Annotated in this window: 24 protein-coding genes; 17 read left to right on the forward strand and 7 right to left on the reverse strand. The window is 59.8% G+C overall.

Features of this window, described 5'->3' with window-relative positions; translation table 11 throughout:
* Positions 1 to 840: 840 nt before the first annotated feature.
* Positions 841 to 2,340, reverse strand: a complete 1,500-nt coding sequence (locus J2W17_RS02450) for a tyrosine-type recombinase/integrase (RefSeq protein WP_307328637.1) — start codon at positions 2,338 to 2,340, stop codon at positions 841 to 843.
* Positions 2,341 to 2,586: 246 nt separating this feature from the next.
* Between J2W17_RS02450 and J2W17_RS02455 the strand changes: the two genes are divergently transcribed.
* From J2W17_RS02455 to J2W17_RS02500, 10 genes are all read left to right on the forward strand, one after another.
* On the forward strand, positions 2,587 to 2,820 hold the full coding sequence (locus J2W17_RS02455) for a DUF4160 domain-containing protein (RefSeq protein ID WP_307328639.1): 234 nt from the start codon (positions 2,587 to 2,589) through the stop codon (positions 2,818 to 2,820).
* A gap of 3 nt (positions 2,821 to 2,823) precedes the next feature.
* Positions 2,824 to 3,282 carry a DUF2442 domain-containing protein gene (locus J2W17_RS02460; RefSeq protein ID WP_150747027.1) on the forward strand — a complete coding sequence of 153 codons (459 nt, stop codon included), beginning with the start codon at positions 2,824 to 2,826 and terminating at the stop codon, positions 3,280 to 3,282.
* Between the two features lie 84 nt (positions 3,283 to 3,366).
* Positions 3,367 to 3,687: a YbjQ family protein gene (locus J2W17_RS02465; RefSeq protein ID WP_307328644.1), complete on the forward strand. Its 321-nt coding sequence runs from the start codon at positions 3,367 to 3,369 to the stop codon at positions 3,685 to 3,687.
* 144 nt (positions 3,688 to 3,831) lie between these two features.
* Positions 3,832 to 4,020: a hypothetical protein gene (locus J2W17_RS02470; protein ID WP_307328648.1), complete on the forward strand. Its 189-nt coding sequence runs from the start codon at positions 3,832 to 3,834 to the stop codon at positions 4,018 to 4,020.
* 309 nt (positions 4,021 to 4,329) lie between these two features.
* Entirely contained in the window at positions 4,330 to 4,701 is a 372-nt protein-coding gene (locus J2W17_RS02475; RefSeq protein ID WP_307328651.1) for a bacteriocin, read from the forward strand.
* Positions 4,702 to 4,892: 191 nt separating this feature from the next.
* Positions 4,893 to 5,321: a glycine zipper domain-containing protein gene (locus tag J2W17_RS02480; protein ID WP_307328653.1), complete on the forward strand. Its 429-nt coding sequence runs from the start codon at positions 4,893 to 4,895 to the stop codon at positions 5,319 to 5,321.
* A 128-nt stretch (positions 5,322 to 5,449) separates the two neighbouring features.
* On the forward strand, positions 5,450 to 5,632 hold the full coding sequence (locus tag J2W17_RS02485; RefSeq protein WP_307328657.1) for a hypothetical protein: 183 nt from the start codon (positions 5,450 to 5,452) through the stop codon (positions 5,630 to 5,632).
* A gap of 107 nt (positions 5,633 to 5,739) precedes the next feature.
* Complete coding sequence (locus J2W17_RS02490) at positions 5,740 to 5,958, forward strand: hypothetical protein (protein ID WP_307328660.1); 219 nt, start codon at positions 5,740 to 5,742, stop codon at positions 5,956 to 5,958.
* Between the two features lie 100 nt (positions 5,959 to 6,058).
* On the forward strand, positions 6,059 to 6,448 hold the full coding sequence (locus tag J2W17_RS02495) for a hypothetical protein (RefSeq protein ID WP_307328664.1): 390 nt from the start codon (positions 6,059 to 6,061) through the stop codon (positions 6,446 to 6,448).
* 162 nt (positions 6,449 to 6,610) lie between these two features.
* Positions 6,611 to 7,306: an HAD-IA family hydrolase gene (locus J2W17_RS02500; protein ID WP_307328666.1), complete on the forward strand. Its 696-nt coding sequence runs from the start codon at positions 6,611 to 6,613 to the stop codon at positions 7,304 to 7,306.
* A 130-nt stretch (positions 7,307 to 7,436) separates the two neighbouring features.
* Here J2W17_RS02500 and J2W17_RS02505 read toward each other — a convergent pair whose 3' ends face one another.
* Positions 7,437 to 8,183 (reverse strand): 3-oxoacyl-ACP reductase family protein, encoded by a 747-nt coding sequence (locus tag J2W17_RS02505; protein WP_307328670.1) that lies wholly within the window; start codon positions 8,181 to 8,183, stop codon positions 7,437 to 7,439.
* Positions 8,184 to 8,307: 124 nt separating this feature from the next.
* Here J2W17_RS02505 and J2W17_RS02510 point away from each other — a divergent pair, with 124 nt between their 5' ends.
* On the forward strand, positions 8,308 to 9,231 hold the full coding sequence (locus J2W17_RS02510) for a LysR family transcriptional regulator (protein WP_307328675.1): 924 nt from the start codon (positions 8,308 to 8,310) through the stop codon (positions 9,229 to 9,231).
* Between the two features lie 209 nt (positions 9,232 to 9,440).
* On the opposite strand, the gene J2W17_RS02515 is transcribed toward J2W17_RS02510, so the two are convergent.
* On the reverse strand, positions 9,441 to 10,181 hold the full coding sequence (locus J2W17_RS02515; protein WP_307328678.1) for a phosphoadenylyl-sulfate reductase: 741 nt from the start codon (positions 10,179 to 10,181) through the stop codon (positions 9,441 to 9,443).
* Between the two features lie 173 nt (positions 10,182 to 10,354).
* On the opposite strand from J2W17_RS02515, the gene thrH reads away from it, so the two are divergent.
* Positions 10,355 to 10,972 (forward strand): bifunctional phosphoserine phosphatase/homoserine phosphotransferase ThrH, encoded by a 618-nt coding sequence (thrH, locus tag J2W17_RS02520; protein WP_307328682.1) that lies wholly within the window; start codon positions 10,355 to 10,357, stop codon positions 10,970 to 10,972.
* A gap of 110 nt (positions 10,973 to 11,082) precedes the next feature.
* Here the strand turns inward: thrH and pabB are convergent, their stop codons facing one another.
* From pabB to rloA, 4 genes are all read right to left on the reverse strand, one after another.
* On the reverse strand, positions 11,083 to 12,420 hold the full coding sequence (gene pabB, locus J2W17_RS02525; RefSeq protein WP_307328686.1) for an aminodeoxychorismate synthase component I: 1,338 nt from the start codon (positions 12,418 to 12,420) through the stop codon (positions 11,083 to 11,085).
* Between the two features lie 229 nt (positions 12,421 to 12,649).
* The gene (locus J2W17_RS02530) at positions 12,650 to 13,636 is read right to left on the reverse strand and encodes an alpha-L-glutamate ligase-like protein (protein WP_150800678.1); all 987 of its coding nucleotides are present in this window, start codon (positions 13,634 to 13,636) and stop codon (positions 12,650 to 12,652) included.
* Entirely contained in the window at positions 13,636 to 15,171 is a 1,536-nt protein-coding gene (gene rloB, locus J2W17_RS02535; protein ID WP_307328695.1) for an osmotic stress tolerance membrane protein RloB, read from the reverse strand. The genes J2W17_RS02530 and rloB overlap by 1 nt, the downstream gene beginning before the upstream one ends.
* A 5-nt stretch (positions 15,172 to 15,176) precedes the next feature.
* Positions 15,177 to 15,713, reverse strand: a complete 537-nt coding sequence (gene rloA, locus J2W17_RS02540; protein ID WP_064678898.1) for a retropepsin-like aspartic peptidase RloA — start codon at positions 15,711 to 15,713, stop codon at positions 15,177 to 15,179.
* Between the two features lie 295 nt (positions 15,714 to 16,008).
* Here rloA and J2W17_RS02545 point away from each other — a divergent pair, with 295 nt between their 5' ends.
* From J2W17_RS02545 to prpF, 5 genes are all read left to right on the forward strand, one after another.
* The gene (locus J2W17_RS02545; RefSeq protein ID WP_307328700.1) at positions 16,009 to 16,731 is read left to right on the forward strand and encodes a GntR family transcriptional regulator; all 723 of its coding nucleotides are present in this window, start codon (positions 16,009 to 16,011) and stop codon (positions 16,729 to 16,731) included.
* The gene (gene prpB / locus J2W17_RS02550; protein WP_064678896.1) at positions 16,728 to 17,618 is read left to right on the forward strand and encodes a methylisocitrate lyase; all 891 of its coding nucleotides are present in this window, start codon (positions 16,728 to 16,730) and stop codon (positions 17,616 to 17,618) included. The genes J2W17_RS02545 and prpB overlap by 4 nt, the downstream gene beginning before the upstream one ends.
* Positions 17,619 to 17,811: 193 nt before the next feature.
* Complete coding sequence (prpC, locus tag J2W17_RS02555) at positions 17,812 to 18,939, forward strand: bifunctional 2-methylcitrate synthase/citrate synthase (RefSeq protein WP_307328706.1); 1,128 nt, start codon at positions 17,812 to 17,814, stop codon at positions 18,937 to 18,939.
* A 204-nt stretch (positions 18,940 to 19,143) separates the two neighbouring features.
* Complete coding sequence (acnD, locus tag J2W17_RS02560; protein ID WP_307328709.1) at positions 19,144 to 21,738, forward strand: Fe/S-dependent 2-methylisocitrate dehydratase AcnD; 2,595 nt, start codon at positions 19,144 to 19,146, stop codon at positions 21,736 to 21,738.
* 66 nt (positions 21,739 to 21,804) lie between these two features.
* Positions 21,805 to 23,007, forward strand: coding sequence for a 2-methylaconitate cis-trans isomerase PrpF (gene prpF, locus J2W17_RS02565; RefSeq protein ID WP_307328711.1), 1,203 nt, complete (start codon positions 21,805 to 21,807; stop codon positions 23,005 to 23,007).
* Positions 23,008 to 23,070: the final 63 nt, after the last annotated feature.

Raw genomic sequence — 23,070 nt, forward strand, 5'->3', positions numbered from 1 at the left:
AAAGGATGGTACTTCGGGCTGTCCCGAGGTCTCAACCGTACATACCGACTTTCGCTGAGGTTCCTGGATCAACAGGGCATGCATCATCACCCTGGAGATGCACCCAGCCAGGGAATCTAGTGGATATCCTGTCTACATGGTAAATAAAACGTGCGCCAGGGGTGGGTGATACACCCAATGAATACGGCATGTAGCGTGCACATCTTGCGCCGAATTAACGTCGCAATATATATACCTATGGGGGGATCGCTCGCAGAGTGATGCACGAACAGCGGAGCTGTAGGCGGTATGCACGGTTAGCGTGAGCTAACGACAGGGTTCCCCCGGTGAACGGAGTTCAGACAGTAGTCCACCTGAAGAGAAGGAGATAATCCTCCATAAATCATGACCAAAATCCCAAGGGTGTACAGTCTTGAGCTTCGCTCACGGGTGTCCTGTGGAATGCTCCGCATTCGGTTGTGCACTCCAGACAACAGCAAGGGCAGAAGCGAAGCGGGATTGTGGGATATTGGTAATGGATTCTCGTCTGATCGAAGATCGATGGTGTTACGTCCTACCCAGGGTGTTCCTGTACAGCTTCGCTGTGGGTGTACTGTCCTGGAGAGGGATTCTCTATATATATTGCTGCGGTATTGTTGCGCAGACATGCACCGTCATTCACCCGTAATTATTGGGGTTCGTCTGGTGTGCTGGCGCGGGGTTTTGCACGAGATGGGCGCCCCTACGCCAAATCTGAGGGACCGAGCTGGCGTATGGGGCACACTTTTCACACAGAGCCTGCCGTTATGGGTGCTGGTATCACCGCCAGGAGCCCCGTTCCCCGCACTGACTGCTAACTGGTTAAGCGGGCAGTGCGGGGAGTTTGGAAATCGCCGCCAGCTTCTGAGCGGTGCTCGCACCCTTCGAATACACGTCATGCGTCACAGTGCCTTCTCTGTGCCCAACCAACTCTTTCGCCAAGGGGTCTGGAACCTCCGCCCGTACAAGCCCAGTGATTACGGTGTTTCGGAAGCTGTGGAAGACGTGGAGCCTACTGAATCCTGCTGCTGTACGTAATCTGCCGAACGCCTTTGATATCGCGTGCGAGCGTTTGCCGTAGTGGTCGTGCGAGCTGGTGGGGATCAGGAAGGTATCTGTGGTGTCTTCAAGGAGGCGATCAATAGCGGGTAGTAGGCTAGGGTGGATCGGCAGTACACGCTTGCTCGACGGGTTTTTACTCTTCGGGAAGCTGAAGCACCTGATGCCATCGACAGTGATCACGCTTTCTTTGTTGAGCCGACATAGCTCTTCGATCCTGGCCCCGGTGTACCAGCCCAATGTGATGAGGTCGGCAAGCGGTTTATCCTCGTTATCCAGTGCGGCTTGACGTAGCTTCAGGGTGTCGTCTCGTGTGTACATCTCCCGGCTTTGTCCCGCTAATTCAGAACCGCCGCCCTGTGGCAGCTCATGCCCTACGAACGGATTTACCTTGTCTTTGTACTCTTCGCGCAATGCGGCATCGTACTTGGTTGCCCACTTCCAGAACGCAGTGCCAGCCATGAGGTATTGGCCTAGCGTCGCTGGTGCACGATCCAACGACTTCAGCCACGCATCTACCGTGTCGAAGTTGAGGGGCAGTGACTCTTTCTTCAGGAACTCTGACAACCGTTCCATCTTGCCCACTTGCTGATCGACGTGTTTCGGGGCGCCGCCACGACTCTCCCTGAATTCTCGGTAGGTCTTCAGTCGGGCTGTGGTGATTGGTGATGAGGACTTATGGGATTTTGGTGCTGCGACGATCTCTCCCATCGTTTCGACTTCGCCCGGTGCAAGGTCGTACTTGTCGGTGTGAACCTTCGATAGGTCTTCGAAAAATGTCCGCTGCTGGAAGGCGTGCCATGCCATCTTTGTTGCATGATCGTCTTGGGGCAATCCCTTCAGTCGCTCTAACTCGATTTGGCGTTCTGGTCCAATGTGGTTGTAAAATCCCTGACGCCATGAGTTGGCAAACTCCGGGTTGTTTATCAGTTCGGTGAGGATGCCGTAGCCTGCTGGATTGGGATCATCCACAGCAACATCCCGCTTCAGTTCACGAAACTGGCCCGTGTACTGTTCGATCCGTGTCGCGACTTCGCCTTTCCACTCGTCTCCACGGTTGGCCCGCTTGTCTCTCACGGTTTGGATAAGTGCCTTCCATTCAGCGAGGACTGGCAGACGGCGAACCATGGCTTCTTTACGTAGCCCAGTTTTCAGCGACTGGATCAACACCTTGGCACCCAGTTTGTGCTGAACATCAGCCGGGACCGCCAGCCGGACATACCATGTGGATTCGCCTTTCTTCTGGATCAGATTGTCTGCCATGTGAGCACCGGGGAGAGGGGAGTGGTACAGCGAATTGTACTACTCAATTGTACTACTATGCACGCTGAGAGCCCCGTAATATGGCGGTTGTTGGTCGCAAAGGTGGTTTAATTCGAATCTCTCCTTCACCGCCAAATTCGATGTAACCAGAACCCCTGATTTCGAGAGAAGTCAGGGGTTTTGTGGTTTCTGACGTCTAAAAAAATGTTAGTTGTGCTAGAGAAAAAATTTCCCTAGCATTGACGTATGGCTACCCTTCATAGCGAACGAAACTGGAAAATAAAAATCTATCCGGGCGACCATTCGCCGCCGCACTTTTACGTGCAGACGCCTGATGGGGAGTCGTTGGTGCAGATCGAAGGGCTCGTCGTTTTGGGCAAAGGCGCTGAGAACAAAGCCTTGAAAGCAGCCCTGCTGTGGGCAAGAACACATATCGCCGAACTCTGGCAGGTATGGAACGAGCAAAACCGGAGGAACTGACTAATGACCAGCAAGCTTCGCATTTCTGCTGTGCAACCAGTTGCCGGCAAGCATGCCCTTGACATCGAGTGGAACAACGGCAAACGGCATACCGTTGATGTCACCGAACATATCAAGACCTTTCCCGTACTCAAGCCGCTGCAAGACCTGAAGCTGTTCGGCAAGGTTGCGGTGGGCGAGTGGGGATTCGATGTGACATGGGGAAATGATCTCGAGCTCGCAGCTACGACCCTGCATCGTCTGGCCTTGGAGCAATCCGGAGAGGTCATGCCTACCAGCGATTTCAAACGATGGATGTTGACCAACAATCTATCGCTTTCAGCCGCCGCTGTTGAGTTGGGTTTTACTCGCCGAACCATTACCGCTTACAGCAGTGGTAAGGCATTGATACCCAAACACGTCGGGTTAGCGTGCAAGGGGTGGGAGTACGAGCACAAAGGACACGGTGAGAATTGCATTTAGATTCTTCCTGGTTGATTAAAGTGTTTCTGCTCCAGCTGCAGCGGTTCCTGGGCTAAGTGATGCTCCGAATAAGAAAGGAATTCCATGATCACCACCACAACCCACTCCATCGAGGGCCGGCAAATCATCACCTACCTGGACATCGTCAGCGCCGAGTCGGTGCAGGGCGTCAATGTCGTCCGTGACCTGTTCGCCGGGATGCGGGATTTTTTCGGCGGACGCTCGCAGACATTGGAGCGAGCCTTGAAGGAAGCGCGGATCCAGGCAACCGACGAACTCAAGGAGCGGGCGCGGGCGCTGCAGGCGGATGCGGTGGTGGGACTGGATTACGAGATCAGCATGCCGGCGGGGAAGGGCGGGATGGTGGTGGTGTTTGTGACCGGGACGGCGGTCAAGCTGAGGTAAGTTCGCTGGGGCCATTCGTCGGTACGGGATGATCTGGACGACAAGTCCTGTAGTGACCGGCTAGTCTAAAACGCCTTGGCGATCGATATTTTCCAGGCAAAGGGCTTGCCGGTGTCGATCCCGCTTTTTGAGAGGGGCGTAGCTATGGCTGATCCGTATATCGAAGACGACGGGGCAGAGTTTCCGATCAACAACTGCGTGCAATGTGGCCAGACCGATTATGTGGCGGGCTTCGGTGAAGACCAGACCCGGAACGACAAGATGAAATCCATGGCGCGCCCGGGACCGAAGGCGAAATTTTTGCCCAAGGTATCGGCACCGTCCAGGAAGTAACGTACCAGCCGACCCCGTCCTCGCACGGGGTTTTTCAGGCGTCGAATAAATAGGTTCAGGAAAGTGTTTCCCACGAAATCTTTCACAAAGTTTTCACACCCATCGACGTAGTCTCAGCTCATCCGTTAGAAAGCAATACTCCAGCCCGTCTCCCCAGCGGGCTTTTTTTTGCCTGTCATAAAACCTTTGCCGAAAACGCTGTCAAACCGTCGCCAACTGTGTGGTTGCGGCGACTTGTCCGTGGTCGTTGTTTGAAAAGAACATTTAATTATTCTCCTTTCGGTTTTCCTTTTTTTGAGGTTTCTCGTCATGCGTTTGACTCTGCCCGCTCTGGTTCTGGGACTTTTGGTTGCTCAAGGTGCAATGGCTGCCGGCGATGGTACTGCCGCGGTGGGTGGCGGCCTGGGTGGTGCGCTGGGTAATGTGGTCGGTCATAACATGGGCGGCAGTACCGGTGCAGCGATTGGTGCCGGTGTGGCCGGGGCAGCGGGCAGCGCGGTTGCTGCGCGCAAAGGCAGCCGTACCAAGGCCGCCATCGGTGGCGGTGTCGGCGCGGCGGGCGGTTCGTTGATCGGCAACAGCCTGGGCGGCAAGACCGGTTCGACCATCGGCGCGGGCCTGGGTGGTGCATTGGGCGGCGGCGTGGGCAGCAACTTGTCCAAGGGTCACAAGCGTCACTGACCCTGAGCGACCGCGTCTGAAGCCCGGCTTGATGCCGGGCTTTTAGTATCTGGATGTTTCTCCCGTCTCACTCTTTCAATCGACCGCGGTCCAAACTTCAACGCTGGCCGGATTCAGCGGGCGCAGATGCTAGACTCCTGCCCATCCGCAGCATGTTCACTTCCCCCGATGCGGAATTAGAGGTTCATATCATGCGTTTGACATTGTCCACAGTGGTTCTGGGACTTTTGGTCGCTCAAGGTGCAATGGCTGCCGGTGACGGCACTGCTGCCGTTGGCGGTGGTATTGGCGGTGCGCTGGGTAACGTGGTCGGCCAGCAAATGGGCGGCAGCACGGGGGCAGCGATTGGTGCCGGTGTCGGCGGCGCGGCAGGCAGTGCGGTGGGTGCCCGCAAAGGCAGTCGAACCGAAGCTGCCATTGGCGGTGGCTTGGGCTCGGCTGGCGGCTCGGTGATTGGTAACAGTCTCGGTGGCTCGACCGGCTCTACCATCGGCGCAGGCCTGGGTGGTGCGGCGGGTGGTGCGGTCGGTAATAACTTGGGTACCGACAGCGGCAGTTCCCATTCCGGCAACGGCCACAAGCACAAGCACAAAAACAAGCACAAAAACAAGAATCACTGATTCGACCCTCGAATAACGCGCAAACCCGGCCTGGTGCCGGGTTTGTCGTTTCTGTGGTCCCGGTGCGGAACGATTGACGGGCGGACGCCTCGAACTTCATACACTCCCTGATTGTTGCGAGGACTGCCATGACACCTGAAACCGAAGGCAAGGAGGAAAAAGGCCCGAGCGGGCTCCCATTCATCAACGATCCCGGCAATGAAGACCCGGGCTCCCTGATGGATGACGCGACGGTGCCGCTCAACGATTCCGACGACGCCGGCGACGTTGGCAATACTGAATATGAAGATGAGTATGAAGACGATCAATGATCGGGCTTCGGGACCAGGCTGACCGATCGTCCGCCTGATCGAACCGTGGTCATCGTGCTGTCATCGAAATGTCAGGACCTGTATCCAGGCCCCCTGAGAGGTGTTTTATGAACGCTGATCCAAAAGATTCCGATATCGACGACACCCCTGAATACCCACTGCCTTCTCCCACCGACCCGCTTCCACGCGACCAGCGCCCGCCGGATGATGACGCGGGAGTGGAGCAAGTGCCGAACGATGATGTGCGGCGCACTGACACCGATGTTGAAGTTACGCCTGACGATCCGGACATTGCTGGCAACGATGGTTCCAACGAGCCGAGCTGACACAGCTCCACGGCTTCCTCGCCGCTGGTCGATCGAGCGGCACCTTTAAAAAGCGGAGCCTGCCAGAAATCAGGTAAGCAACTTTTGAAGGAGAAACACCATGATCAGGTCAAAATTGACAGCGATTACGGTGGCCGGCATGTTGTCGGTCGGCTCGATGGCGGTGTTCGCTCAATCCGATGCACCTGTCGATAAAGGCGGCATGCCTCCCTCCACGGAAATGAATGCGGGTTCCACCGACGGCAATGCCCTGCCACCGGGTTCCATCAAGGGCGGTAATGGCGACGATGCCAGCGGGAGCAGCACCCGCCCGGGGACGGGAAGCGGGTCGATGAGTGGTGGCAGTTCGATGGGGAGTGGTTCTGGAAGTGGGTCTGGAGAATCCGGTAGTTCGGGCATGAGTGGCAGCGGCAGCGGTGGCGGTTCCGGCAGTGCCGGTGGGGGTACGGGTACTGCAGGCGGTGGTTCAGGAGGCTCGGGAGGCGAGTGAATCGCTGAATCGCGGAAATCCTCCGGTACAGGTTTTTGCATTCGTCGGGCGCGTTGTCGTTGCTCTATGGCGGCCGCGCTCGTTATGCTGCTGAATCCTTTAATCAATCGCGGATCCGGCCTGGGCCGAGTTCGGGGTGTCTTTAAAAACGGATCAGAAGCGATGAATGCTGCGCTGAATGAATTCGGCCCGATAAAGGCCGTGATTTTCGATATGGACGGCTTGCTGCTGGATACCGAAGGTATCTACACCGAAGTCACCTCCATCATCGCCGGGCGTTATGGGCGGACCTTCGACTGGAGCGTCAAACAGAATATCATCGGCCGCGGCGCAGGTGATCTGGCGCGGTATGTGGTCGAGGCGCTGGACCTGCCGATTACTGCCGAAGAGTTCCTGCAGATCCGTGAACCACTGATGCGCGAGCGTTTTCCAGCGGCGTTGGCGATGCCGGGCGCCCAGGAACTGGTTCGGCACTTGAAGGCGAACAACATTCCGATTGCGGTGGGCACCAGTTCCTCGCGTCACTCGTTTGGACAGAAAACCACCTTGCACCGCGACTGGTTTGCACTGTTCGACTTCATCGTCACCGCTGACGATCCGGAAGTCGGCGCGGCCAAACCGGCACCGGATATTTTCCTCACCGCTGCACGACGCCTGGGGGTATTACCCGAGGATTGTCTGGTGTTCGAAGATTCGCCGTTCGGGGTCACGGCGGCGAAAGCGGCGGGGATGACGGCGATTGCTATTCCGGATGCAGCGATGGCCGACGAAAAGTACGCACACGCCGATGGTATTCTTCGTACGCTGAAGGCTTTCAATCCGGGTGCCTGTGGGTTGCCGCATCTCGACTGGGCTTGATGGAGGAAATGTAGGAGCGAGACCGGCTTGCTGGCGGAGTCGGAGTGTCAGTCAACATTGATGTCGACTGACAGATTGCCTTCGCCGGCAAGCCGGTCTCCTACAAAGGGCTGCGGTTGACAGACCTGTATCAGGCGCCGAAACCACCGTCGATGGTCAGGCTGGCACCGGTGATGTAACCGGCTTCGGGGCCCACCAGATACGCGACGAAACTGGCGATTTCTTCCACTTGGCCGTAACGGCCCACTGCCATCAACGGGATCAGGCTGTCGGCGAAGTCGCCGCTGGCCGGGTTCATGTCGGTGTCGACCGGACCGGGTTGCACGTTGTTGATGGTGATACCCCGTGGGCCGAGGTCGCGAGACAGGCCTTTGGTCAGGCCCACCAGCGCCGATTTGCTCATGGCGTATGGTCCGCCGCCGGCGAAGGGCATGCGCTCGGCGTTGGTGCTGCCGATGTTGATGATGCGGCCGCCTTCGGTCATGTGCCTGGCCGCGGCCTGGGTGGCGATGAATACGCTGCGCACGTTTATTGCCAGGGTCTGGTCGAAATCTTCGAGTGTGAAATCTTCAAGCGGAGCGACGGCCAATACACCCGCGTTGTTGACCAGGATGTCCAGGCGACCGAAGGCTTCGACTGTGGTGGTGACGGCGCTGCGAATGGCCTCGGCGTCGGCACTGTCAGCCTGGATGGCCAAGGCCTTGCCACCATTGGTGGTGATGCTGTTCTGCAATTCTTCGGCCTTGGCCGTGGAGCTGACGTAGGTGAAGGCAACTGTCGCGCCTTCAGCGGCCAGGCGTTTGACGATGGCTGCGCCGATACCGCGGGAACCGCCTTGAATCAACGCCACTTTGCCGCTGAGGTTGTGAGTAGTCATATCGATCTCCAAGTCCCGAGGCGAGGTGTCTCGGTTGATGGAGCCTAGTATCGATTCAGGATTACAGGCTGTGTAGACGGTAATTGCGATAGTCTGTGTAAACCAGAAGTTTATAGTGACGCTTATGGAAACCTTCAGCAGTATCGAATGCTTCGTGCGCAGCGCCGAAGTTGGCAGCTTTGCCGAAGCCGCGCGGCGCCTGAGCCTGACCCCGGCGGCGGTGGGCAAGAGCGTCGCCAAGCTTGAGACCCGATTGGGTGTGCGTCTGTTCCAGCGCAGCACCCGCAGCCTGACATTGACCGAAGCCGGCCAGCTGTTTCTCGGAGAGGTCAGCGCCAGCCTGCTCGCGATCCAGAACGCCGTGGCCAATCTGGCCAGCGCCGAAGGACGACCGGCCGGCACATTGAAGGTCAGCATGGGCACCGTGTTCGGACGCTTGTACATCGTGCCCTTGCTCGGAGAGTTCCTGCGTCGGTTTCCAGCTATCAACCCGGACTGGCATTTCGATAACCGGCAAGTCGACCTGATCGCCCAAGGCTTCGATGCGGCCATTGGCGGAGGCTTCGAACTGCCCCAGGGGGTGGTGGCGCGCAAGCTGACGCCGGCGCATCGGGTATTGGTGGCGTCAGTCGATTATCTGGCGGAGCGTGGGGCCATCGTCGAGCCCGATGATCTGAAACATCATGACGGGATTCTGATTCGGTCGCCGCAAACCGGTCGAGTGCGCTCCTGGCAATTGACCAGCCGCACCCAACAACACAGTCCGTTGACGCTCAAGGCACGGATGACGATGAGCGATTCCGAGGCGGCCTGCGCCACGGCAGCGCAGGGCTTGGGCATCGCGCTGGTGAGCATGCCGTTCGCCGTGGGTTATCTGGAGGCCGGGACATTGCAGCGGGTATTGCCGGAGTGGTACGTCGATGATGGCAATATTTCCATCTATTACGCCGAGCACAAATTGCTGCCGGGCAAGACCCGGGCGTTTGTCGATTTCATTATCGAGCAGTTTGCGGAGCGGGGGTTGGGGCAGCGGTTCAGTGCGGTTTGAGGCAGATCCCAAAACCGAGTCGCAACCTTCGCGAGCAAGCCCGCTCCCACACTTGATCTGTGTCGAACACAAATCCGTGCCTGCTGAAGATCTAATGTGGGAGCGGGCTTGCTCGCGAAAGCGTTGTGCCAGTCAATATCAATGCCTACTGATACACCGCTTTCGCGAGCAAGTCCGCTGCCACAATTTGGGTGTCACAAGGCTGGAGCTTATGCCTTGGACTTGCTGATGATATTCCCCGCATGCAACCCGCATTCTTTCTGCGTCGCTTCTTCCCACCACCAGCGACCTTCGCGCTCGTGCTGGTTCGGCAGCACCGGGCGGGTGCAGGGCTCGCAGCCAATGCTGATGAAGCCGCGTTCATGCAGGCTGTTGTATGGCAGCTCGAGCATGCGGATGTAACCCCAGATCTCTTCACTGGTCATCTGTGCCAGCGGGTTGAACTTGTACAGGGTGCGTTCCGGCGTCGAAAACGCGGTGTCGATTTCCATCACCGCGACGGCGCTGCGGGTGCCCGGGCTCTGGTCCCGACGCTGGCCGGTGGCCCAGGCTTTCACGCTCGAGAGCTTGCGGCGCAGCGGCTCGATCTTGCGGATACCGCAGCATTCGCCATGGCCATCCTTGTAGAAACTGAACAGGCCTTTTTCTTTCACGAAGGGTTCGAGTTTCGTGTAGTCCGGCGACACCAGCTCAATGTCGATCTTGTAGTGCTCGCGCACCTGATCGATGAAACGGTAGGTCTCGGGGTGCAGGCGACCGGTGTCGAGGCTGAACACCTTGACGTTTTTGTTCAGCTTCCAGGCCATGTCTACCAGCACCACGTCTTCGGCACCGCTGAAAGATATCCACAGGTCGTCCCCGAACTCGGCAAACGCGAGCTTCAGGATGTCCTGGGCGGATTTGTTGGCATAGGTCGTGGCGAGTTCCACGACATCGAACGATGGGCTCATCAGGGCGGCTTCCTACAGGTCTGTGGCGCTGGGCGCTCTATATGGGGCTGATGGTAACAAAATCCTGCAGTCGCTGGCGCGCCCTGTGCGTTGCGCAGGCCAGCCCGAGTCGCTAGAGTTCGGCAGTCCTTTTGCTCGCTCGACTCGATAATCAATACAAATGGGAGTGTCTTGTGGAAATTGCCTGTCTGGATCTTGAAGGTGTGCTGGTCCCGGAAATCTGGATCGCCTTCGCCGAAAAAACCGGGATCGACTCCCTAAGGGCCACCACCCGGGACATTCCCGACTACGACGTGTTGATGAAGCAGCGCCTGCGGATCCTCGACGAGCACGGCCTGAAGCTGTCCGACATCCAGGAAGTGATCGCCACCCTCAAGCCGCTGGACGGTGCCATCGAGTTCGTCGACTGGCTGCGTGAGCGGTTTCAGGTGGTGATTCTGTCGGATACCTTCTACGAATTCTCCCAGCCGCTGATGCGTCAACTGGGCTTCCCGACCTTGCTTTGCCACCGCCTGATCACAGATGACTCCGGCCGGGTGACGAGCTATCAGTTGCGTCAGAGAGATCCCAAGCGCCAGTCGGTATTGGCGTTCAAGAGCCTTTATTATCGGGTGATTGCGGCAGGGGATTCCTACAACGACACCACGATGCTGGGCGAGGCGGATGCGGGGATTCTGTTCCATGCGCCGGACAATGTGATTCGCGAGTTTCCGCAGTTCCCGGCGGTGCACAGCTTCGAGGAGCTGAAGCAGGAGTTCATCAAGGCGTCGAATCGGGCGTTGAGTGTGTAGTCGTTCTTGAGGGCGCCTTCGCCGGCAAGCCGGCTCCTACACGGTTTGTGTCGAACCACAATGATGCGGTCAACACATCCCCTGTAGGAGCCGGCTTGCCGGCGAAGCTCTTAAAGGTTCTGCAAGGTATCGAGCAACACCTTCACCTTGGTAATCGATTCCTGATACTCGGCCTGCCACTCGGAATCGGCGACGATCCCGCCACCGCCCCAGCAACACACTTGCCCATCCTTCACCAGCAAACTGCGAATGGCGATGGAGCTGTCCATCTCGCCGCGCACGTCCAGGTACAGCAACGAACCGCAATACAACCCGCGTCGGGTCGGCTCCAGCTCGTCGATGATCTGCATCGCCCGAATCTTCGGCGCGCCGGTAATCGATCCACCAGGGAAGCTGCCGGCGATCAGGTCCAGGGCGTCGCGGTCATCCGCCAGTTCACCGGTGACGCTGCTCACCAGATGATGCACGTTCGGGTAGCTTTCGAGGCTGAATAACTCCGGAACCCGCACCGAACCGATGCGGCAAGTGCGACCGAGGTCATTGCGCAGCAAATCGACGATCATCAGGTTTTCCGCGCGGTCCTTGGGGCTGGCCAGCAGTTCGGCGGCGTTGGCTGCATCTTCGGCAACGTTCTGGCCGCGAGGGCGAGTGCCCTTGATCGGGCGGGTTTCCACGTGGCGCTCGCTGACTTTGACGAAGCGCTCCGGCGACAGGCTCAGCACCGCGCCGCCATCGGGCAGGCTCTGGAAGCCGGAAAACGGCGTCGGGCACGCTGCCCGCAGGGCGCAGTACGCGGCCCACGGGTCGCCGGCGCACTCAGCGCGGAAACGCTGGGCGAAGTTGACCTGGTAACAATCGCCGGCCTGGATATAGTCCTGAATGCGCTCCAGGGCGTGGCGATACTCGTCAGCGCTCAGGTCGGCGCTCATCGGCGCTTTCAGTTTGAAAGGCTCGTTGGTTTCAACCGCAGGCTGGCTGAACAATGCGATCAGCCGCTGCCGCTCGCTGTCGATCAGCGTCGGGTGAAACACCAGCTGACTGGTTTTCAACTGATGATCGTTGATCAGCGCCCAGTCATAGAGCCCGAAACGTGCATCCGGCAATTGCAGGTCGTCCTGCGCCAGGCTTGGCAGATGCTCCAGGTGACGGCCGAAATCATAGCTCAGGTAGCCAATCAGGCCGCCGGCGAAAGGCAAGTCAAGCGGCAGCGCGGCTTCACCCAGCCGTGTCAGGTTATCGCGCAGGCGCTGCAGGAAATCGCCACCACTTTCGTCAGGCAATACGGCCAGTTGTTCCAGCGGCCAGGCGCTGAGCAGGTCATAGCGACCGCGATCGGCCGTGGGCCGGCCACTGTCGAGCAGTACGGCACCGGGGGCATGACGAATCGCCGCGAAATAGTCGGCGGGATTGGCGTGATAGGGGAGCGGGTGTACGGAACAAGTCAACATGGGCGGGGCGGATCAGCCATCGAGGCGGGGTGGCGATTGTAGTCTGCTCCGGGAATTGCTCCTAGAGGGGATGTCGGGGATTGGCAGATTGGCGGCAGGGTTAGGAGGTGTGGTGACTGTCAGGGCGTCTTCGCTGCGGTGCGGCGATCCGACAAGCCAGCTCCTACAAGGTTCAGCGCCATCCCTGTAGGAGCTGGCTTGCCAGCGAAGGGTGCGACTCGGTCTTGGATCAGCCCTCGACCCCGGGAATATGCCCGAACATCTCCTGGACAAACTCCACCCGCTCCTCAACCGTCTCGCTGATCCCGCGAGCCTTCAATGCTTCAAGGCGTGCTTCAACGGCATGGGTGCGCAACGTCAGGCCGCAATCGTTGGCAATCTGAATGTTCAACCCGGGGCGGGCGTTGAGCTCAAGGATCAACGGGCCTTTTTCCTGGTCCAGCACCATGTCGACACCGATGTAACCCAGCCCGCACAGCTCATAGCAGCCGGCGGCGAGCTTCATGAAGCCGTCCCAGTAGGGCAGTTGCACGCCGTCCACTGCGTTGGTGGTGTCCGGGTGCTTGGTGATGATGTTGTTCAGCCAGGTGCCGCGCAGGGTCAGGCCGGTGGCGAGGTCGACACCGACGCCGATGGCGCCCTGGTGCAGGTTGGCCTTGCCGCCGGACTGACGGGTCGGCAAGCGCAGCATGGCCATGACCGGGTAGCCCATCAGCACGATGATGCGGATGTCCGGCACGCCTTCGTAGCTGATGCTCTTGAAGATCTGGTCCGGGGTCACGCGGTATTCGATCAGCGCCCGGTCACGATGACCGCCCAGCGAATAGAGGCCGGTCAGGATGCTGGAAATCTGGTGCTCGATTTCCTCGTGGCTGATGATCTTGCCGGACACCGTGCGGTAGCGCCCCTCGAAGCGGTCGGCGATCACCAGGATGCCGTCACCGCCGGCGCCCTGGGCCGGTTTCACCACGAAGTCGTTGCGCCCGCCGATGATCTCGTCGAGGTTGTCGATTTCCTTCTCGGTGGAGATCACGCCATACAGTTCCGGCACATGAATGCCGGCGGCGATGGCGCGCTCCTTGGTGATGATCTTGTCATCGACGATCGGGTACAGGCTGCGCTTGTTGTACTTGAGCACGTAGTCGGCGTTGCGCCGATTGATCCCCATGATGCCCCGGGCTTCCAGGGCTTTCCAGGTCTTCCAGAGGCCGAACATCAGGCGTCAGCCTTCTTCAGGAAGGCCTTGAAGCGCACCAGTTCGGTCAGGCGGTAGCCGCGATAACGACCCATGGCCAGCATGAAGCCCACCAGGATCAACAGGATCGCCGGGAAGGTGAACACGAAGTACACCAGCTCCGGCACGCTCATGATCAGGTGTGCCAGGGCCGCGGCGAACAGCGTACCGATCGCCACCTTCATGGCATGGCCGCCGCCGCGTTCCTCCCAGGTGATCGACAAGCGTTCGATGGTCATGGTCAGAATCACCATCGGGAACAGCGCGACCGACAACCCGCGTTCGAGGCCGAGTTTATGGCTGAGCAGGCTGATCGTCGCGATCAGCACCACCACGAAGGTCAGCACCACCGACAGCCTCGGCAGCATTTGCAGCTTCAGGTGTTCAAGATAGGAACGCAGCGACAGGCCCAGGGCCGTGATGATGGTAAACAGCACGATGCCGAAGCCCAGCTGGGTTTCGCGGAACGCCAGGGCGATCAGCACCGGGGTGAAGGTGCCCAGGGTCTGGATGCCGATCAGGTTGCGCAGGATCAGGATCACCAGGACGCCGATCGGGATCATCACCATGATCATGAAGGTCTGCTGGGTTTGCAGCGGCAGACCGTACAAAGAGTATTCGAGGAAGTTGGCGTCGGTGTTTTCGTCAGTCAGCTTGGCCAGGCGAATGGCGTTCATTTCGCTGTTGTTCATGCTGAAGGTCACTGTGGCCTTCTTGCCGCCATCGACGGTGATCAGGTTTTCGTCACCGGTCCACCACAGCAGGCGGTCGGTCGGCAGGCCCTGTTCACCGGTTTCCGGATTGAAGTACAGCCAGTCGGTGCCGTTGAAGCTGCGCAGCCAGAGTTCCGGGGTTTGCGGCTGGTCGGCCACCAGGCGGATGGTGTGGACCTTTTCCACCGGCACGTGGGCGATGGACAGCAGCAGTTCGACGATTTTAGCCTTGTGCCCGACGGTCGGATCGCCGCCCAGCAGCAGCTTCACATTGTCATCGTTGACATTATTGACGCGCTTGATGGCTTCGCCGATGAAGGTCTCGACGTCGGCCGAGTGCTGGCGGATCGGTGCGAGCAGGGCTTCGGCGGCGACTTTTTCCGGGCCTTCCACGACAATGCTGTCGCGGAACGTCGGACCCTTGATCTTCAGTTTTTCGCCGCTGTAACGCTTGGTCAGCACCAGGCGGTAATAGAGGGTCTGGTTGCCCTTGGCCCTGCGCGCCGACCACGTGACCTTGCGGTTACCGTCAACCCGGTTCACCGCCACGCCGTAATTATTGGAGATAAAGCTCTCGTTGAGGCTGACGTAGTCGCGGCTCAGCGGTGGCACGAACATCTGGATCTTGACCGGGTCCTTGGTGCTGGCGACGAACTCGACCTTGGCGTCGATGTTCCACAAGTCGTCGGTGGCGTCTTCGGTCACGGGAATGCCGAGCACGAAGATCTGATAGGCCGTAACTGAAATGCCCAGCACCACCAGGATGGCGATCAGGAATTTCAGGTGGAGGGTAAGAGAGCGCATTGGAATTACTCTGCGGTATGTGCGTCGGTGGCGCAGGCGGGTTTGCCAGCAGCGTATTTAAGGCTGGGGTCGACCAGTGCATCGAAGCGTTTCAGGGCTTCGGAGCCGATCAAGAGCGGGTATTGGAAGGCGCTACGGTCGGTCAAGTTCACTTCGATGCTGCGTAAAGCCGAACCCATGCAGATATCGAGCTCGATCACCGGACGGGCGGTGTACTTCTTGCCGGCTTCCGGATCGTAGTCACCGGCCCTGCGCTTGATCTTGCTGACCCGGGCCAGCGGCCGTTCGATCGGGTGCGAATGGGCGGCGTCGATGGCCAGGTAGAAGCGTACCCAGGACTCGCCATTGCGTTTGAAGCGTTTGATGTCGCGGGCACTCAAGGAGGCGGTTTTCGCTCCGGTGTCGAGTTTGGCGGCGACTTCCAGGTTGATGCCATTCAGCGAGGCGTACTCGTTGAGGCCGTACACGGTTTTTTCCCCCGCCGCGGCATAACCGGGCAGGCAGAGCATAAAAAGGAATGCGGGGAAGGGCTTGAGTCTCATAAATCCTGGTGCGCGGCGGTCCATACTTCAGTTCAAGGCCCTGGCATTGCTGCGCAAGCTCCCTCGTATGCCTATCAATGATGACAAGCCGTGCAGATGTCACAAACAAATGCGGCCGGCATTCTAGCACGGTGGTTTTATGGCGCCAGCGTCGACGGCTGGCGATAAGCCGAGGTACTGCGATGATGGAATGCAGTCGGTTATTAGACGATTGTCGACAATACCTAATTATCCTTTGACTATGCGGCCTGTATTCGTTAGTTTTTGCGTCATTGGTTATCAAGGTGTCGACAATATGCTGGATCAACCCGATCCGCCGGTCATTGCGCAAGACGATTCGGAAACACTTTCCGAGAATGTCTTCCGACGCATTCAGGCGGCCATCGTCAAAGGCGAAATCGCCCCGGGCAGCAAGATTTCCGAGCCGGAGCTGGCGCGCACCTACGGCATCAGTCGCGGTCCGTTGCGTGAGGCGATCCACCGCCTGGAAGGCCAGCGCCTGTTGGTGCGCATACCGCACGTCGGCGCGCGGGTGGTGTCGCTCAACCACGCCGAGCTGGTGGAACTCTACGAAATCCGCGAGTCCCTCGAAGGCATGGCCTGCCGTCTGGCGGCCGAACGCATGACCCTTGAAGAAATCGACGAACTGCGCCGCGTCCTCGAAACCCACGAGCGCGATGCGGCGTTTCAGGCGGGTGTCGGTTACTACCAGCAGGAAGGCGATTTCGACTTTCATTACCGAATCATCCAGGGCAGCGGTAACCGCACCCTGACCCAGATGCTCTGCGGCGAGCTTTATCAACTGGTGCGCATGTACCGCATCCAGTTTTCCACCACGCCCAATCGGCCGCACCAGGCCTTCGCCGAGCACCACCGTATTCTCGACGCCATCGCCGACCGTGACGGTGAGCTGGCCGAGTTGTTGATGCGCCGCCACATCGGCGCGTCCAAACGCAATATCGCCCGTCACTACCAGGACGGCGTTAACCCGACAGCCACTGAACGAGGTGAGTCATGAGTTCCAACAAGAGCACTCCAGGCCAGCGTTTTCGCGATGCGGTCGCCAGCGAACATCCGCTGCAAGTGGTCGGCGCGATCAACGCCAATCACGCGCTGCTGGCCAAGCGCGCCGGTTTCAAGGCTATTTACCTGTCCGGTGGCGGGGTGGCTGCCGGTTCCCTCGGCGTACCGGACCTGGGCATTACCGGTCTGGACGACGTGCTGACCGACGTGCGTCGCATCACCGACGTCTGCGACCTGCCGCTGCTGGTGGACGTGGACACCGGTTTCGGTTCCTCGGCATTCAACGTCGCCCGTACCGTCAAGTCGATGATCAAGTTCGGCGCGGCGGCGATTCACATCGAAGACCAGGTCGGTGCCAAGCGCTGCGGCCACCGTCCTAATAAAGAGATCGTGTCCCTGCAGGAAATGGTCGATCGCATCAAGGCCGCGGTCGATGCCCGCACCGATGACAGCTTCGTGATCATGGCCCGCACCGACGCCCTGGCGGTGGAAGGACTGGAATCGGCCCTGGAGCGCGCTGAAGCGTGCATCGAGGCGGGCGCCGACATGATCTTCCCGGAAGCCATCACTGAACTGGAGATGTACAAGCTGTTCGCCAGCCGCGTGAAAGCGCCGATCCTGGCCAACATCACCGAGTTCGGCGCGACGCCGCTGTACACCACCGAGCAGCTGGCTGGCGCCGATGTGTCACTGGTGCTGTACCCGCTGTCGGCCTTCCGTGCGATGAACAAGGCCGCGGAAAACGTCTACACCGCGATCCGCCGCGACGGTACGCAACAGAACGTCATCGATACCATGCAGACGCGCATGGAGCTTTACGATCGCATTGACTACCACACCTTCGAGCAGAAGCTCGATGCGTTGTTTGCTGCTAAAAAATAATGAAACCCCTTGTGGGAGCGAGCTTGCTCCGGGCGGCGTTCCGACGATGGACGTGAACGATAACGGGTACTGCCTGATACAACGTGGTGTTCCGTCCACCATCGCGAGCAAGCTCGCTCCTACAGGGCCGGAGTCAATCCCGACCCGTGTATTTGCCGATTCCCTAACAAATTCAAGAAAACTGGAGACAGCAATGGCCGAAGCAAAAGTACTCAGTGGCGCCGGGCTCCGTGGCCAGGTTGCCGGACAAACCGCACTGTCCACCGTGGGCCAGTCGGGCGCAGGCCTGACTTATCGCGGCTACGACGTTCGCGAACTGGCGGCTGACGCCCAATTCGAAGAAGTGGCCTACCTGCTGCTGTACGGCGAGCTGCCGACCCAGGTGCAACTCGATGCCTATCTCGACAAGCTGGGCAAGCTGCGCGAGCTGCCGCAAGCCTTGAAAGAAGTGCTGGAACGCATCCCCGCCGACGCCCACCCGATGGACGTGATGCGCACCGGTTGCTCGTTCCTGGGCAACATCGAACCGGAGAACGACTTCTCCGAGCAGCACGACAAGACCGACCGCCTGCTGGCCGCGTTCCCGGCGATCATGTGCTACTGGTATCGCTTCAGCCACGACGGCAAGCGCATCGACTGCGTGAGCGACGAGCGGACCATCGGCGGTCATTTCCTGCACCTGCTGCACGACAAGAAGCCGAGCGAGTTGCACGTCAAGGTGATGAACGTTTCGCTGATCCTCTATGCGGAGCACGAATTCAACGCCTCGACCTTCGCCGCGCGGGTTTGCGCCTCGACGTTGTCGGATCTGTTTTCCTGCGTCACGGCGGCCATCGGCACCTTGCGCGGTCCGTTGCACGGTGGCGCCAACGAAGCGGCGATGGAAATGATCGCGCGCTTCAGCTCACCGGAGGAGGCGATCAAGGGCACCCTCGGCATGCTCGAACGCAAGGACAAGATCATGGGTTTCGGCCACGCGATCTATAAGGACAACGATCCGCGCAACGAGGTGATCAAGGCCTGGTCGAAAAAACTCGCTGACGAAGTGGGCGACACCGTGCTGTTCCCGGTTTCCGAAGCCATCGACAAGACCATGTGGGAGCAGAAGAAACTGTTCCCGAACGCCGACTTCTACCATGCGTCGACGTATCACTTCATGGGCATTCCGACCAAGTTGTTCACCCCGATTTTCGTCTGCTCGCGCCTGACCGGCTGGGCGGCGCATGTGTTCGAGCAGCGTGCCAACAACCGCATCATCCGCCCGAGCGCCGAATACACCGGCGTCGAACAGCGCAAGTTCGTGCCAATCGAACAACGCTGACCGGTGGGCACCGGCGCTGGTTGCTGAATGAACCGGGAACCCCTGTAGGAGCTGGCTTGCCAGCGAAGAGGCCATCACATCCGACATTAATGTCGCCTGACGCGCCGCATTCGCTGGCAAGCCAGCTCCTACAAGGGATCGGTTTCAATTCAAATCCGGTGCCAGGCCCCACCCTTTGTAATCACCGTGACCGAGTCCCTGACGATGAACACTGAATTCCGCAAACCGCTGCCCGGCAGCCATCTGGATTACTTTGACGTCCGTGCGGCGGTCGAGGCCATCCAGCCCGGCGCCTACGACACTCTGCCGTACACCTCCCGCGTGCTGGCGGAAAACCTGGTGCGCCGCTGTGACCCGGCCACGCTCACCGAATCCCTGAAGCAATTCATCGAGCGCAAGCGCGACCTCGATTTCCCCTGGTTCCCGGCCCGCGTGGTGTGCCACGACATTCTCGGCCAGACCGCCCTGGTGGACCTCGCCGGCCTGCGTGACGCCATCGCCCTGCAAGGCGGCGACCCGGCCCAAGTGAACCCGGTGGTGCCGACGCAATTGATCGTCGACCACTCCCTGGCCGTGGAACGTGGAGGCTTCGATCCCGAAGCGTTCGAAAAGAACCGCGCCATCGAAGATCGTCGCAACGAAGACCGTTTCCACTTCATCAACTGGACGAAAAAAGCGTTCAAGAACGTCGATGTGATCCCGCCGGGCAACGGCATCATGCACCAGATCAACCTGGAGAAGATGTCTCCGGTGATCCAGGTGCGTGACGGCGTCGCCTTCCCTGATACCTGCGTCGGCACCGACAGCCACACCCCGCACGTCGATGCCCTGGGCGTGATCGCCATCGGCGTCGGTGGCCTGGAAGCGGAAAGCGTGATGCTCGGCCGCGCATCGTGGATGCGTCTGCCGGAAAGCGTCGGCGTCGAACTCACCGGCAAGCTACAACCGGGCATCACCGCCACCGACATGGTGCTGGCGTTGACCGAGTTCCTGCGCCAGCAAAAAGTTGTCGGCGCCTGGCTGGAGTTCTTCGGCGAAGGCGCTTCTGCGCTGACCCTCGGCGACCGCGCGACCATTTCCAACATGGCCCCGGAATACGGTGCTACCGCGGCGATGTTCTACATCGACCAGCAGACTATCGACTACCTCAAGCTCACCGGCCGCGAAGACGAGCAGGTACAACTGGTCGAGAACTACGCCAAGCAGACCGGCCTCTGGGCTGACAGTTTGAAGAATGCACAATACGAGCGAGGTTTGACCTTCAACCTGTCCTCGGTGGTGCGCAACATGGCCGGCCCGAGCAACCCGCACGCTCGCGTTGCCACCTCGGACCTCGCCGCCCAAGGCATCTCCGGCCAATGGACCGAAGTGCCTGGCCAGATGCCGGACGGTGCGGTGATCATCGCCGCCATCACCAGTTGCACCAACACCAGCAACCCGCGCAACGTGATTGCCGCCGGCCTGCTGGCGCGCAATGCCAACAAGCTCGGGCTCACCCGCAAGCCGTGGGTCAAATCGTCCCTGGCGCCGGGTTCGAAAACCGTCGCGCTGTACCTCGACGAGGCCGGCCTGACCAGCGAGCTGGAGCAACTCGGTTTCGGCATCGTCGCCTTCGCCTGCACCACGTGCAACGGCATGTCCGGCGCGCTGGATCCGGTGATCCAGCAAGAGATCATCGACCGCGACCTGTACGCCACGGCGGTGTTGTCCGGTAACCGCAACTTCGACGGGCGGATTCACCCGTACGCCAAGAACGCATTCCTCGCATCGCCGCCGTTGGTGGTCGCTTACGCCATCGCCGGGACCATCCGTTTCGACATCGAAAAAGATGTGCTGGGCGTGGTGGATGGCAAGGAAATCCGCCTGAAAGACATCTGGCCGAGCGACGAGGAAATCGACGCGGTGGTCAAGGCCTCGGTCAAGCCGGAGCAGTTCCGTCAGGTCTACATCCCGATGTTCGCCATCCACGAAGACACCGGCCCGAAAGTGACCCCGCTGTACGACTGGCGCGAAATGAGCACCTACATCCGCCGTCCGCCGTACTGGGAAGGCGCTCTGGCCGGCGCGCGTCCGCTCAAGGGCATGCGCCCATTGGCCGTGCTGCCGGACAACATCACCACCGATCACCTGTCGCCTTCCAACGCGATCATGCTCGACAGCGCCGCCGGCGAATACCTGGCGAAAATGGGCCTGCCAGAAGAAGACTTCAACTCGTACGCGACCCACCGCGGCGACCACCTGACCGCCCAGCGCGCCACGTTCGCCAACCCGAAACTGTTCAACGAAATGGTCCGGGAAAACGGCAAGGTCAAGCAGGGGTCGCTGGCCCGCGTCGAGCCGGAAGGCAAAGTGATGCGCATGTGGGAAGCCATCGAAACCTACATGGAACGCAAGCAGCCGCTGATCATCATCGCCGGCGCCGACTATGGCCAGGGTTCGTCCCGGGACTGGGCGGCCAAGGGCGTGCGCCTGGCCGGTGTGGAAGCGATTGCCGCCGAAGGTTTCGAGCGCATCCACCGCACCAACCTGGTGGGCATGGGCGTGTTGCCGCTGGAGTTCAAACCGGGTACCGACCGTCACACCCTGAACATTGATGGCAGCGAAACCTATGACGTGATCGGCGAACGCACGCCACGTGCCGAGCTGACGCTGGTGATCAACCGCAAGAACGGCGAACGCGTCGAAGTGCCGGTGACTTGCCGTCTCGACACCGCCGAAGAAGTGTCGATCTACGAGGCCGGCGGCGTGCTGCAACGCTTCGCCCAGGACTTCCTCGAAGAATCGGCGGTTGCCGTCTAACACGCGCCAAGCGGGCACGGGATTACAGGTCCCGTGTCTGCTTTCAGATCAGGAGTAAGCAGCACCATGGCTCACGCAGCTACTTTTCCAAAGCAAATAAGGATACCCGCCACCTACATGCGTGGCGGCACCAGCAAAGGCGTGTTCTTCAGCCTCAAGGACCTGCCCGAAGCGGCACAGATTCCCGGCCCGGCGCGCGATGCGCTGTTGTTGCGCGTGATCGGCAGCCCCGATCCCTACGACAAGCAAATCGACGGCATGGGCGGCGCAACGTCCAGCACCAGCAAAACCGTGATCCTGTCGAAAAGCATCAAGGCCGATCACGACGTCGATTACCTGTTCGGCCAGGTTTCCATCGACAAGCCATTCGTCGACTGGAGTGGCAACTGCGGCAACCTGTCGGCGGCGGTCGGTTCGTTTGCCATCAGCAACGGTCTGGTGGACCCCGACCGCATTCCGCACAACGGCGTGGCCGTGGTTCGGGTGTGGCAGGCCAACATCGGCAAGACCATCATCGCCCATGTGCCGATCACCAACGGTGAGGTGCAGGAAACCGGCGACTTCGAACTCGACGGCGTGACGTTCCCGGCCGCCGAAGTGCAGGTCGAATTCATGGACCCGGCAGCCGAAGAAGAGGGCGGCGGTGGTTCGATGTTCCCCACCGGCAACCTGGTGGATGACCTGGAAGTGCCCGGGGTCGGGACCTTCAGGGCGACCATGATCAACGCCGGCATTCCGACCATCTTCGTCAATGCCGAAGACATCGGTTATACCGGCACCGAGTTGCAGGGCGCGATCAACGGCGATCCGAAAGCGCTGCTGATGTTCGAAACCATTCGGGCCTACGGCGCGTTGCGAATGGGCTTGATCAAGGATCTGGACGAAGCGGCCAAGCGGCAACACACGCCCAAGGTGGCGTTCGTGGCCAAACCGGCGGACTACGTGGCATCCAGCGGCAAGGCGATTGCGGCCGGTGATGTCGACCTGCTGGTGCGCGCGCTGTCCATGGGCAAGCTGCACCACGCGATGATGGGCACGGCGGCCGTGGCGATCGGTACGGCCGCAGCGATCTCCGGCACCCTGGTGAACCTTGCCGCGGGTGGCGTCGAACGCAATGCCGTACGCTTCGGCCATCCGTCCGGCACCTTGCGCGTGGGCGCCGAGGCCAGCCTGGTGAACGGTGAATGGACCGTGAACAAGGCCATCATGAGCCGCAGTGCGCGGGTGTTGATGGAAGGCTACGTCCGCGTGCCGGGCGATTCCTTCTAACCCACACAAGACCCCTGTAGGAGCTGGCTTGCCAGCGAAGAGGCCGGCACATCCAACATCATT

The sequence above is a fragment of the Pseudomonas lini genome, assembly GCF_030812475.1.
GTDB classification, from domain to species: domain Bacteria; phylum Pseudomonadota; class Gammaproteobacteria; order Pseudomonadales; family Pseudomonadaceae; genus Aquipseudomonas; species Aquipseudomonas lini_A.